At 66.4% G+C, this 12,515-nt stretch carries 12 protein-coding genes; 11 read left to right on the forward strand and 1 reads right to left on the reverse strand.

The window, feature by feature from the left end; all coding sequences use genetic code 11:
* Positions 1-46 precede the first annotated feature (46 nt).
* The 10 genes from ACLJO0_RS01485 to ACLJO0_RS01530 all read left to right on the forward strand — a co-directional run bounded on the left by ACLJO0_RS01485 (position 47) and on the right by ACLJO0_RS01530 (position 10,740).
* Positions 47-595, forward strand: a complete 549-nt coding sequence (locus ACLJO0_RS01485; protein ID WP_410576234.1) for a YbaB/EbfC family nucleoid-associated protein — start codon at positions 47-49, stop codon at positions 593-595.
* Between the two features lie 27 nt (positions 596-622).
* A complete protein-coding gene (locus tag ACLJO0_RS01490) occupies positions 623-931 on the forward strand; it encodes a type VII secretion target (RefSeq protein WP_410576235.1) in 309 nt (102 codons plus the stop codon).
* A gap of 8 nt (positions 932-939) precedes the next feature.
* Entirely contained in the window at positions 940-2,070 is a 1,131-nt protein-coding gene (locus ACLJO0_RS01495) for a WXG100 family type VII secretion target (RefSeq protein WP_410576236.1), read from the forward strand.
* Positions 2,071-2,099: 29 nt separating this feature from the next.
* On the forward strand, positions 2,100-3,698 hold the full coding sequence (locus ACLJO0_RS01500) for a DUF6346 domain-containing protein (protein ID WP_410576237.1): 1,599 nt from the start codon (positions 2,100-2,102) through the stop codon (positions 3,696-3,698).
* A 59-nt stretch (positions 3,699-3,757) separates the two neighbouring features.
* A complete protein-coding gene (locus tag ACLJO0_RS01505; RefSeq protein WP_410576238.1) occupies positions 3,758-4,096 on the forward strand; it encodes a hypothetical protein in 339 nt (112 codons plus the stop codon).
* On the forward strand, positions 4,089-5,102 hold the full coding sequence (locus ACLJO0_RS01510; protein WP_410576239.1) for a hypothetical protein: 1,014 nt from the start codon (positions 4,089-4,091) through the stop codon (positions 5,100-5,102). Before ACLJO0_RS01505 ends, ACLJO0_RS01510 begins: the two co-directional genes overlap by 8 nt.
* Positions 5,099-6,271 carry a DUF6346 domain-containing protein gene (locus tag ACLJO0_RS01515; protein ID WP_410576240.1) on the forward strand — a complete coding sequence of 391 codons (1,173 nt, stop codon included), beginning with the start codon at positions 5,099-5,101 and terminating at the stop codon, positions 6,269-6,271. Before ACLJO0_RS01510 ends, ACLJO0_RS01515 begins: the two co-directional genes overlap by 4 nt.
* Positions 6,272-6,654: 383 nt before the next feature.
* Positions 6,655-7,515 (forward strand): ribokinase, encoded by an 861-nt coding sequence (locus ACLJO0_RS01520; protein ID WP_410576241.1) that lies wholly within the window; start codon positions 6,655-6,657, stop codon positions 7,513-7,515.
* Between the two features lie 68 nt (positions 7,516-7,583).
* Positions 7,584-9,218 (forward strand): phosphoenolpyruvate--protein phosphotransferase, encoded by a 1,635-nt coding sequence (ptsP, locus tag ACLJO0_RS01525; protein WP_410576242.1) that lies wholly within the window; start codon positions 7,584-7,586, stop codon positions 9,216-9,218.
* Positions 9,219-9,321: 103 nt separating this feature from the next.
* Entirely contained in the window at positions 9,322-10,740 is a 1,419-nt protein-coding gene (locus ACLJO0_RS01530; RefSeq protein WP_410576243.1) for an MFS transporter, read from the forward strand.
* Here ACLJO0_RS01530 and ACLJO0_RS01535 read toward each other — a convergent pair.
* Entirely contained in the window at positions 10,737-11,399 is a 663-nt protein-coding gene (locus ACLJO0_RS01535) for a DUF1707 domain-containing protein (protein ID WP_410576244.1), read from the reverse strand. The genes ACLJO0_RS01530 and ACLJO0_RS01535 overlap by 4 nt on opposite strands.
* 117 nt (positions 11,400-11,516) lie before the next feature.
* Between ACLJO0_RS01535 and ACLJO0_RS01540 the strand changes: the two genes are divergently transcribed.
* On the forward strand, positions 11,517-12,515 hold the full coding sequence (locus tag ACLJO0_RS01540; RefSeq protein ID WP_410576245.1) for a hypothetical protein: 999 nt from the start codon (positions 11,517-11,519) through the stop codon (positions 12,513-12,515).

Consider the following 12,515-nt stretch of genomic DNA (forward strand, 5'->3'; position numbering starts at 1 on the left):
AACACTCGGTCGCCGAATGGCTACGACGTGAACAGGGGAGGTTCGCGTGTCGAACCCTGAGCAGCTCTTCGCTGATTTCGAGGCCAAGCTGGCCGACGCCCAGCGAAAGGCGAATCAGATGCGCACCGAGATCGAAGGCGTCTCGGTGTCCGAACGCAGCAAGGACGGCCAGATCTCGGTCAAGGTCAACCACGCGGGAAACCTCGTGGGCCTGGAGATCGGCCCGTCCGTGCGGGACAACCCGGCGCTCGCGCAGGAGATCCTCCGCGTCGTCCAGAGCGCCCAGAGCAAACTCGCGAGCGCGATGCAGGCCGGCGTTCCGTCCATCGCGGGCACCGAGACGATGAACGAGCTGGTCAACCAGCTGGAGAGCGAGTACCCGGAACCCGAGCCGACGGGTTACGTCGAGGGCGGTCACCAAACGGCAGACGAGGACGCCCGCTTCGTCGCCGAAGACGAACTCGACGCGCCTCCGCCCCCTCCGGCCCCGAAGCCGCCCGCCCCTCCGGCCACCCCCGCGCCACCGCGCGCCACGCGCCGGCCGCAGACGGACCACGAGGACGACTACTTCACCGGCGGCGACTTCCTGCGCTGAGCGGGTTCTTGAGGGAGGGAAACCACGATGACCGGCTCAAACGGTCCAGGATTCGACGTTGATCCGTCCGCGCTCGAAACTCATCGGGGGAAGCTCGATGCCCTCACAGGGCGGATCAACACGGCCTTGGATGCCGCCGAGCAGACGATGCACCCAGAGGCGTTCGGGATCATCGGTATGTCGCTCGCCCTTTCGTTTTCGATGGCGCAATCCGTCGCGGAGGACGCTGTCAGAACGGCTGCGACGAGCGCTGATGATCACGCCGATCGGGTCAGGGTGTGGCAGCAGCGGAAGGAAATAACCGAGGACGAGTACAAGAAGCTCTTCAAGGTATAGGGCCGGCCATGACTGAGAACCCTGTTGCTGCAAACCCGGCCCCGAAGGCGCCGAATCGACTGGTCGCCACGGACGGCGCGGCGAAGGAGAGCCCGCTCGAGGGTGCGGGCTTGATCCAGGACTTCGGTGACGCCCTGCTCAAGGCTTCTTCCGGTGACTGGGGCGAAGGACTTGCCAACCTGGTGATCGGCGGCTTCTCCCTCGCGTCCGACATATCCGATCCACTTGGTGCCTTGGCCAAGGCGGGGATCGGGTGGGTGATCGAACACGTCAGCTTTCTGCGGGAGCCGCTGGACTGGCTGACAGGCGACCAGGTCGCGTTGGAGAACCTGGGTGGCACCTGGGGAAATGTCGGCGACGAGCTGTCGAAAGTCGCTGATGAACTACGCCAAGACGTCGCCAGGGACTCGGCCACGTGGACCGGGACCGCCGCTGACGCCTACCGGGCGTTCGCGAACGACCGCGCGGATCTCTATGAGTCGGTCGCCACCGGGGCGCAGGGCATCTCGGTCATGATCGCGATGTGCAAGTCGATTCTCGCGGTGGTCCGCAGTGTCGTCCGGGATCTGATTTCCGAATGTGTCTGGAAGCTCATTTGGATCGTATGTCGCTACCCGGGGCCCGCGATGCCGGCCGGACTGGCCGCCGAGGGCGTTCCCATGGCGATCAGGTGGGCGACCAAGATCATGGACAAGGTCAAGCAATTGACCAAGGCCTTCGGAAACGCGTCGGGGCTCGTCAAGAAGCTCGGCGCGATGTTCGGAGAGGCGAAGAGGCTTCTTCAGGGCGTGAACGTCAAGGACATCGCCAAGAATTTCGGTAACGATGTCTCCGGTCTGGCCAAGACCTTGGGTGACGACATCGCCAATCTCGCCGCATACGGCAAGGTCGGCGCCAAGGACATTGCCAAGGACGTCGGCGACGCGGTGAAGGAAGAGGTCAACAAGGTCCCCGGCGCCATCGCCAAGGAGGCGGCGAAAGAGGCGGGGAAGAAAGCCGGCGAGCTTGGCGACAAACTGGTTTCGGGGGACGACGACAAGAAGGAGGGTGTAGTCGGCGCCCGGCCTGCCGAGTCGACGGTGCAGCCGGTTTTCGATCAACCCGGAGGGCAACGGATTTCGGGCTCGCTCGAAGGCTGACCTCAGAGCTCTGTCGCCGAAGGAAGGTCATGAAGACGGTTGCGAAAGCAGCGGCCACCAGCGTCGCTGCGTGGACCCTGCTGGCCTTGTTCGTCATCGGCATGATGACGTTGTTCCGGATCGCCGGTATTCCGGCCACCGTTTCCGGTTCCGACCTCATAGGGGCCGATGGGACCGCGAGTGTCGTCGATTGTGCCGAACACGGCCCACTGTCGGTTCGTGGAGCGGGCTACTACTGGAAATGCGTCGCCGACGTGCGGACGGGCCCGGACAGGCCGACGTCGAGGGTCGAATTCGGTCCGGATGAGCTGACACCAGCCGACCTGGGGCGGTCGGTGTTCGTCGACTACGCCAGCCACGACTGGCAACGGAACGTGCCACATCCCTACAACTTCCTTGCCGCGGTAGGCCCGATCGCAGCAGGTGGGCTGGGCTTCATCGGGTACGCCGTAGGGCCGGGGATCTTCCTTCGATGGCTGATCCCGTCGTTGAGGCGTCGCGACAAGGTGACACAAAGTCCGGACGAGCCGGCCTCGCTCGACCTTCCAGTCGATCTGAAGCTGCCTGTACCTGACGGAGGAGATCGGACCGGAGCAGTTGCCGCCTTCGTTTTCTTTACGGCAACAGGGCTCGGGTTTCTGGTGGTGGCGGGAACCATGGTCATGGCGACAATGCGCCTACGGCCAGATGACGTCGTGACCTTCCTGATCGCTCTTCCTTTCGTGCTACCAGGCGTCGGCTTGCTTGCCGTGATCCCCTCGGCACGACGCCGGCTTCGTGTTACGTCAGGGGCATCGCTGATCCCGGCGCGGTTGACTCCGCGAGGATTCGAACAAACCGCGCGTGACGGCACACCGCTCCGAATCCACTGGTCGAAGATCAAGCGGTTCGTCTTCGTGGAACGGCCTGGCGACCTGGTCGAGGTTCATCTCTCGATCATGGGCGACAAAGCTGACGAGGGTCTGGCCAAACCCTTCCGTACTCCGTCCGAACACGGCTACCTTCTCACGCCTTTCCTGCCACTTCGGGAAGCCGAGCACCTGTCAGCTGTGGTCGAAAACTTCAAGCGCGGTTTGACGCGTTGGCCCACGAGAGAAGTGGCCCGGGGTGGGCTCGGCTTGATCAGGCCCACCAAGAGCACGGTCGTCAGGCTGAAGAACGCCACGTCAGGGGTCACGACGGAGAGGCGGATCTCGGCGAGCCGGCCTTCGCTGATCCGGATGACGGTGATGGTGTTGGCGGCGGTTCTGCTGACGTGGTCGGTAGTGGTCGCCGCGTCCGGCACGGTGGCGATGGATCTGTTCATCGTCACCGCCGTCGTGCTCGTCTATCTCGCTGCTTCCCTCTACCGGGGAAACCGTGGGAGTTTCGTGCTGCGGAAAGACTCCTTGATCTGGCAGGAAAGGGACCGCCCGAAGGTGACGATTCTCTACGCGGACATCGACAACATCGTGGTGAAGCCGACTCCGTCAGGCAACGGCCGGTGGTACTACAGCGTTGATGTCGTGCCGAGTGAGGGTGACGAGTACGTGCTGGCGGAGCGAGTGGGTGCGGCCGCCGCGAAACGCCTCGTGGCTCTCGTCCAGCCACGACCGGCGACGGCAACGTCGCTGGAGAACCATTCGTGACCCGGGTTTGAGTTCGGAGCGACTTCCTACGCTGAGCGGGCTTCTTGAGGGAGGGGATCATGGGACAGCCACAGGGTGATCAGGGCTTCAACGTAAACCCGGATCAGATCGACGAACACGCCAAGCAGGTAGAACAGACTCACGACCATTTGCGGGTCGCCCTCGACGCGGATAGCGATCGTGTGGACATGTTGGCCTTCGGGCTGATCGGCAATATGTGCGGGATGCCGTTGATCTGCAACAACCTTTCGGAGAACGTGCGAGAAGCCCTGCAAGCCGCGATCACCGCGGGCGAGCACCATGTCGCCGCGGTGCGGAAGTGGGCCGAGGTGCGCCGGGTGACCGAGCAGGATGCGATCGACCTTCTGAAGCGGGCAGAGCAGGTGGAACGTGGCTGAGAACGAAGTCCTCGCCGGGGCCAAGCAGGAGACGGACTCCGAGAAATACGCGGTGGACAGCGCACTGGAAGGCGCGGGCGCGATCCAGGACGTGGCGGGCGGCGTCGAAAAGCTCTGGAAGGGTGACTGGACAGAAGGTCTCGTCAGCCTCGCGGGAGCTGTACCGGACATCATCGAGGTCATTAAGAACCCTTTGGAAACCCTGATGAGCTGGGGTTTCGGGTGGATCATCGAACACGTCGATTTCTTGAAGGAACCGCTGGACTGGGTCTCCGGTGACCAAGACGCGCTCGATCTCGAGGTGCAGAAATGGTTGAAGATAGGCGAGTACGTCAAGAAGACAGCCGAGGACCTGACCGACGAGGTCCAGAAGAACTGCATGGAGTGGTCAGGTGCCGGGGCTGACGCATATCGCGCCTACGTGCAAAAGCAGCTCAACGGGTACCGGGAAATAGTGCGGCTTGCCGAGCAGGCTGGGAACATCATCAACATCTGTAAGACTGTGCTCTCGGTGGTTCGGACGATCATTCGGGACCTAATAACAGACGCCCTGGCGAAGATCGTCATGATCATCGCCAGGTATCCGCCGCCCGCCTACCCTGCCGCTTTGGCGGCCGAGGGGGTCCCCTTCGCGATTCAGAAGAGCACCGAGGCCATGACGTGGGCAGAGAAGCTGATGCGCGTCCTCTTGCGCGCGAAGTCCATGTTGATGGACTTCTACAAGAACGTCGGTGACCTCATCAAGAAGGGCGACGTGTTCCAGGGTGCGGGAATGGGAGCATTCTGGGAGGTGGTAAAGGAAGCGGGAAAGACAGCCGTTCGCGAGGTGGTCAAGGGGGCTTCTGAAGACAAGGAACGCGATAGGCAAGAGACGACTCTCAATGCCCCCGGGGTGGCAAAGCCGCCGGTCAAGACGGAAAGTTCCGTCGGCATCCGACGGGGCGCAGAACCAGAGCCGATCTTCGAGCAGCCCGGAACGCAGCGGATATCCGGGTCGATCCAGTGAGTGACGTTCTTTTGTCGACAGGGTACGAAGCCGTTCCCACAGTCACGCGTAGGTCTCCGTGGAAGGCGGCGGGCGCCACCATCGGCGTGTTCCTCTATGTACTGATCTGCTGGACTTTGATCGGTCGTGGGATGGCCGTGGACGGTGAGGAGGGGACGAGCAAGTTCGTCGACATGGCGACGGCGACGGCCTGCGAGGAGATAGGGCCCCTTAGCATCGCCGGGCTCGGCTACTACTGGATCTGTGACATCGAGGTCCGCCCCTACTCATCCTTCTCGGAACAGAAAGTCTTGACGGCACGTTCTTTTCCGGACGAGCTGACTCCTGCCGACATCGGCAAGCCTGTCCGAGTCAAGGAATTCGGCAGGTACTACGCGCGGGACTTCAAGAGCGAAGTTCCATGGTGGAGTATCGCACCTGTCATCGGTGGTTTCGTTGGGCTGGGGCTTCTAGCGTACCGACGGCAAACCAAACGTTTCCGTAAACCTGTCGCCGAGCCACGTGTGGTGACCCCGCTATCTCTCTCGTCGGTTCGTCCGCTCGGCAGTGTGGCGGCTCCCGTCGGCCTGCCGGCGACAGCGTCGAGAACCGTTACGCCCAATGACTGGTCGTCTGCCAAGTTCTGGCGCATCTGCGGGCTACTCCTCGCCGCGGCCGTTGTGGCCGGAGTCGTGGGACTCACCGCTAGCAGGGGGACGGAGCTTCGCGAAGCGACCTTGACGATCGCGGCGATCGGTCTCTTGGCACCTGGATTGCTCTGGTTCTGCACTCCAGGCCGCCTGGGAAAGGCTACTTGGCGCACCACTTTCACCGTATCGCCTGAGGGTATTCGCTGGTTCCGTCGCCACAAGGCGACCTTCGAGGTGAGTTGGGGCGACATCCGTGAGCTTCGGCTGACCACTGTCACCGATGGCAACCACACCTTGCGGATGATCGACTTCTTTCCTGCTGATGAGGGGTTCGCGAAGCGTCATCGAGCGTTGAAAGGGCTGTGGGAGATAGGCGCGACACTCGATGGTCGTTCACTTCCTCCCGCCGTGAACGGCTACCGGGTTCCTGAAGCGTTCAGTGATGCCGCGTTCGCCGAGGTTCGAGCCGCGATGCTGACGATCCGGCCGGACAGGTTGAGTGAGTATCGAGGTACACCGCAGAATACGGGCACTGCCTGAATTCCGGCACGCTGGATTTCTCCGAGGCCGAACGGGCAGAGATCATCGAGCGGACAAGTTCGCAGGTGCGGCGCCCGCGAACCGGGGCGCCGCCGGCGCCGATCACTCGGGGGGCTACGTGATCGACGCCGGCGACCCGATGCCCCACTTCCGGCAAGCCGGAATCGGGGCAACGTCACCGCGTGGACGCGGCAACGCATCTCAAGAGCGGGCGTGATCGCCGAAGTGACGTCCGGGGGAAGGTTATCCCCCGAAAGAGTGACGGCGTTCCGCTGCTCGCCTGATTGTCGCACTACGCGCCGAGAAAGTTACAAAGTTCTTCACATCTTCGCCGGGAGAAGGGTCATGACCGGACAACTGCTGGTCATGGCATCGTTTCCTCCATGACTTCTCAGGTGCTGGTCATCGGGTCCGCCAATGCCGATCTCGTCGTCCCGGTCGACCGGCGACCCGGGGGTGGCGAAACCGTACTCGGTGGCGACACGGTCTTGTCGCCGGGTGGCAAGGGCGCCAACACGGCGGTCGCCGCGGCCAGGCTCGGCGCCGACGTCGCGCTGCTCGGGGCGGTCGGTGACGATCCGTACGGCGAGTTGCTCAAGCGGTCGCTGGCCGAGTCCGGGGTGAACACGGGTTCATTGCGCACGAGTGAGCGTCCGACGGGGATCGCGTACATCACGGTCACGCCCGACGGTGAGAACTCGATCCTCGTCTCGCCCGGCGCCAATTCCAGTCTGCGGCCCGAGGACGTCGATCTCGACGGCGCCGAGATCGTGGTGTTGTCGTTGGAGATCCCGCTCGAAACCGTCGAGCACGCCGTCGCGAAAGCCGTCGAGAATGGTGTGAAGACGTTGTTGAACCTGTCTCCGGCGGCCGAGCTTTCCGCGGAGACGCTTCAGGGGCTCGACGTTCTGCTGGTCAACGAGCACGAGGCTGCCTTCCTGCTCGGTGGCGAGGCCGACTTCCCCAAGTTGCTCGATCTCGGTCCGAAGGCCGCTGTCGTGACGCTCGGCGCGAAGGGGGCGGCGGTGGTGACCGCGGACGGCGTGACGGAGGTGTCGTCGCCGAAGGTCGAGGCTGTCGACACCACGGGCGCCGGCGACGCTTTCGCGGGCGCGCTCGCGACGGCGCTCGCGAAGGGCGAAGGGTTGGCCGACGCGGCGCGCAGGGCGGTGAAGGTGGCGGCGATCACCGTGACCCGCCAGGGTGCGCAGCCGTCGTATCCGACGGCGTCCGAACTGGAATGATGTGTACTTCTGTGTTGTGCTGTCGGCTATGAGTCAGGTCACGCCGCCTATGAGATATGGTCTAGACCATGCCGTCTGAGTCTTTGACCGGGGTCGCCGTCAGTCCCGGCCGCGCGAGCGGTCCTGTCGTCCGGGTCGCCGAACCGCTCGGCGAACCCGCGAGCACGCCGGCACCGGCCGATCCCGCCGCCGAGGCCGCCCGGATCGCCCCGGCCGCGCAGATCGTGGCCGGACGGCTCGAGAAGCTGGCCGAGACCGCGACCGGTGAGGCCGCGACGATTCTCATCACCACGGCGGCGATGGCGGCCGACCCGGCGCTCGTCTCGTCGGCCGAGCAGCTGGTCAAGGACCAGGGGCTGCCCGCGCCGCGTGCGGTGCACCAGGCGGCGGGCAAGTTCGCCGACGCGCTCGCGGCCGCCGGCGGCTACATGGCCGAGCGCGCTCGCGACGTCCTCGACGTGCGCGACAGGCTTGTCGCCGAGCTGCTCGGAATCGCGCCTCCTGGCGTTCCCGACCTCGAGTCGCCGAGTGTGCTCGTCGCGCGCGACCTCGCGCCCGCCGACACCGCGGGCCTCGACCCGGAGAAGGTGCTCGCGCTCGTCACCGAAGAGGGCGGCCCCACCAGCCATACCGCGATCCTCGCCCGCGCGCTCGGCATTCCCGCCGTCGTCGCGGTCCGCGGTGTCCTCGCGCTCGACGCGCAAGCGCTTGCGGTGGACGGTGACAGCGGGGTCGTCGAGGTCGCGGACCCGAACGCCGATGTCGTCACGGCCGCCAAGACCGGCGCGATCGAGTGGAACGGCACCGGCGCGACCGCCGACGGTCACCGCGTGAAGGTGCTCGGCAACGTCGGTTCCGCCACCGATGCCCAGGCCGCCGCCGAGGCGGGTGCCGAGGGCGTCGGTCTCTTCCGCACCGAGTTCTGCTACCTCGACGCGTCCTCCGAGCCGAGTGTCGAAGAGCAGCGCAAGGCCTACACCGCCGTGCTCACGCCGTTCCGCGGCAAGCCGGTCATCGTCCGCACCCTCGACGCGGGCGCCGACAAACCCCTCGCCTTCCTGGAGCCCGAGATCGAGCCCAACCCGGCGCTCGGCGTACGCGGCCTTCGGGTCGCCTTCGACCGGCCCGAGATCCTCGACCGCCAGCTGGAGGCCATCGCCGGTGCCGCGCAGGACTCCGGCGCCGAGGTTTCGGTGATGGCCCCGATGGTCGCCACCGCCGCCGAGGCCGCCTGGTTCGCCGAGCGCGCCCGCGCCGCCGGACTCGCCCGCGCGGGTGTGATGATCGAGATCCCGGCCGCCGCGCTGACCGCCCGCGAGATCCTCGACGCGGTCGACTTCGTCTCCGTCGGCACCAACGACCTCGCGCAGTACACCTTCGCCGCGGATCGCCAGCTCGGCGCGGTCGCCAAGCTCAACGACCCGTGGCAGCCGGGACTGCTGCGCCTGCTCAAGGTCATCGGCCAGGCCGCGAAGGACACCGGCAAACCCGCCGGTGTCTGCGGTGAGGCCGCCGCCGACCCGCGGCTCGCGCTGGTACTGGCCGGGCTCGGCCTGACCAGCCTCTCGATGAACGCGCCCGCCGTGCGCGCGGTCGGCGCGAGCCTCGCCGCGACCACGCTGGCCGAATGCGAGTCACTCGCCGACGCGGTCTTGGCCACGCCGGACCCGGTCGCCGCACGCCAGGCCGCCGCGAAGCGATAGCAAAGGTCCCCTGATCCGGAAAAGATCGGGGGGCATGTCGAAATCCGGTCCACCGCTTCGACGCCTTGGTGAAAGACACCGAAGCGACGAAGGGACGCCGACGATGACGACCACCATGACCCCGACGCGGGCGGGACGCCGGGAATGGGTCGGGCTGGCCGTGCTGGCCCTGCCCACCTTCCTGGTCTCCCTAGACGTGTTCGTGTTGATCCTCGCGTTGCCGAAGCTCAGCCAGAGCCTCGGCGCCGACAGCGTCCAGCAGCTGTGGATCATGGACGTCTACGGCTTCATGATCGCCGGGTTCATGGTCACGATGGGCACCCTCGGCGACCGCATCGGCCGCCGGAAGCTGCTGCTCATCGGCGCCACGGCCTTCGGACTGGCCTCCGTGCTGGCGGCGTTCTCGACCAGCGCGCTGATGCTCATCGTCGCCCGCGCGCTCCTCGGTATCGCCGGTGCGACGCTGGCGCCGTCGACGCTCGCCCTGATCAGCAACCTGTTCCTCGACAGCCGCCAGCGTTCCCTCGCGATCGGCATCTGGGCAGGCTGCTTCACCGTCGGCGCGATCGTCGGGCCGATGGTCGGCGGTGTGCTGCTGGAGCACTTCTGGTGGGGTTCGGTGTTCCTGCTCGGCGTCCCGGCGATGGTGCTGCTGCTCGTGGTCGGCCCGAAGCTGCTGCCCGAGTACCGCAACGAGAACGCCGGCCGCGTCGACCTGCCGAGTGTCGTGCTCTCTCTGGTCACGATCCTGCCTGCGGTCTACGGCATCAAGGAACTCGCCCGCGACGGCGTCCACGTGGTTCCGGCGGCCTCGCTCCTGATCGGTCTCGGCTTCGGTGTGGTGTTCGTGCGCCGCCAGCGAATCCTCCAGGATCCGCTGATCGACCTGACGTTGTTCCGCGCCCGCGCGTTCACGACGGCGATCGGCGGGATGTGCGCGTTCACCATGCTGGGTGGCACGACCATGCTCTTCGTCGCGCAGTTCTTCCAGATCGTGCTGGAGCTTTCGCCGGTCGGCGCCGCGCTGGCGTTGCTGCCGGGCATGCTCGCCTCGACCGTCAGCTTCCTCGGCGCGCCGATCCTGGCCCGCCGAGTCCGTCCCGCCACGCTGATCGCGACGGGGCTGGCGGGCGCTGTCGGCGGGTTCCTGCTGCTGACACAGGTCGAGGCGGGCGCGGGTCCGGTGATCCCGTCGATCGCCTTCGCCATCACCTGCCTGTGCGGCGGCCCGCTGGTCACCCTCGGCACGGATCTGGTCGTCGGCTCCGTGCCGCCGGAGAAGGCCGGTTCGGCGGCCTCGCTTTCGCAGACCGGCAACGAATTCGGCTACGCGCTGGGCATCGCGACCGTCGGGACGCTGGGCAACGCCGTCACGCAGTCCCGGCTCGCCGACGCGGTCCCCGCGCACGACGCGTTCGCCAGCGGGATGCACGCGGTGTCCGGGCTGGCCGCGCTGGTGCTGGCCACGGTCGCGTACTTCGTGCTGCGGCACCTCCGCCACGTGCGACCGGTCGGGGCCTAGCCGAAGAAGCCCCGCCGCGGGTACTTGATGATCAGCGACCCCCCGTGCACGCGCCCGGTGATGACGAACCGGGGCGTGCCGGGGCGGCCGTTCGAACGCGTCCGGTCGTCGAGGTTGCCGAACTTGATGTCGGTGATCGAGTTGGTGTCGACGGCGCCGTCCTCGGGGATGGTGATCTCCACCGGGCCCCATTTGGCCTGAAGTTCGATATGCACGACCGGATGCCGGATCTCGGCCTGGGAGAAGTCCAGTTTCGTGGCGCCGTACTTGTTCCGGATCACCATCGACTCGGGGACCAGCCAGTTCCCGTTGCGCTGCAACGCCGAGTACTTGCCGTTGAGCTCCATGACCTGCCCGGACGACTGCGCGTAAGCGTGCTGCCTCGGCGGCGACCACGGGTTCTGCTGCTGCCGCGGCACCATTCCCGCTTCGGGATGCACCAGCCCCGGCAGATCCGTGAGCACCGCGTTCAGCTCACCGCGGGTCTTGGAGGCGAGGGCGCGGTCGGTCCGTTCGGTGAATTCGTCGAGGTTCAGCATCCCGAGGCCGATCGCCTTCTGCAGGACTTCGATGACGTGTTCGCGTTCCGCGTCGGAGACCCGGATGTCCCGCCCGGTCAACGGCTTGGTTTCGGTCGTCGGCTGCTCTTCCTCGCCCATGCCTGGAATGGTAGAACCGGATCTCACGCGCGAGATCGGGGAAATACCCTGAACAGACCCGCATTTCTTCCCTGGGCCACCCTGCTGGCGGCGTTCCTCCTGCTGGCCGGATGCACCGTGGAGGAAAGACCTCCGACCTTCCCGACACCACCGACGACCCCGCCACCGTCGAAACTCGCAGGCGTACCGGTGGACTACATCGGCTTCCGCCTGGTCATGGCGACTTCGCCGCCTTCGATGCTCGATCCCGCCACCGGCGCCCTGACGCCGCTTCCCGGTGCGCCGGCCGGTGACCGGGTCAACGACGTCCTCCGGGCCGGCAAGTTCCCGGTCGTGCTGTCGGCCGCCCGGTGCGGGCCGACCTGCCTGGAGCCGTCCGAGGTCCTCATCTACGGCGATCCCCGGAACCAGCCGTGGAAACTGGGCAAGGCCCGCAGCGTGGCCCCGGCCGCAGACGAGAGCGGAGTCTGGCTGATCCGAGACGACGGCAACGACCTCTGCCGCCTCCAGTACGTGTCCCTGCTCGGCGTGGAGCGCGATCGCGGCCGTCCGGCGAGTTGCACGACGGCGGTGCGCCAGGAAGTGCCCCCGGGGCTGCTGATCACGGTGAACGCCGGTACCGCGAGCGCCGAGGACGTGCTGATCGATCCCGCCACCGGCCGCGCCCTGCACCAGTTCCCGCGGGTCCTGGCGATCACCAAGGAGCGGATGCTGCTCGCCGAGCTGACCGAGTTCTCCGTGCTCGACCTGCGGACCAACCTGCGCACCCGGGTCGACCGGCCGGTGTCCAACGGCGCCCCCGGTCTGGCGGTGCCGAGCCGCGACGGCTACCAGGTGGCCGTGCTGTTCGGCGACCCCGCCTGGGCCGGGACCGCGACGCAGACCGCGGACGTCTGGGTGCTCGCCCTCGACACGCTGACCTGGACGCACGCGCCCGCGATGCCGATCGCGACCGTACTCAAACGGACCGCGATCGAGTGGACCGAGAGCGACGACCTGGTGCTCGCCACCGACGTCGTCGCGAACTGGCGCCTCGACCGGCCTCAGTGGACGGTCGTCAAGACGCCCCTGCCCGCCGAGCGGAACCAGCGGGTGGTGGCCATCGCGCAGGGCTGA

This window comes from Amycolatopsis sp. lyj-108 (genome assembly GCF_046549005.1).
GTDB lineage: Bacteria > Actinomycetota > Actinomycetes > Mycobacteriales > Pseudonocardiaceae > Amycolatopsis.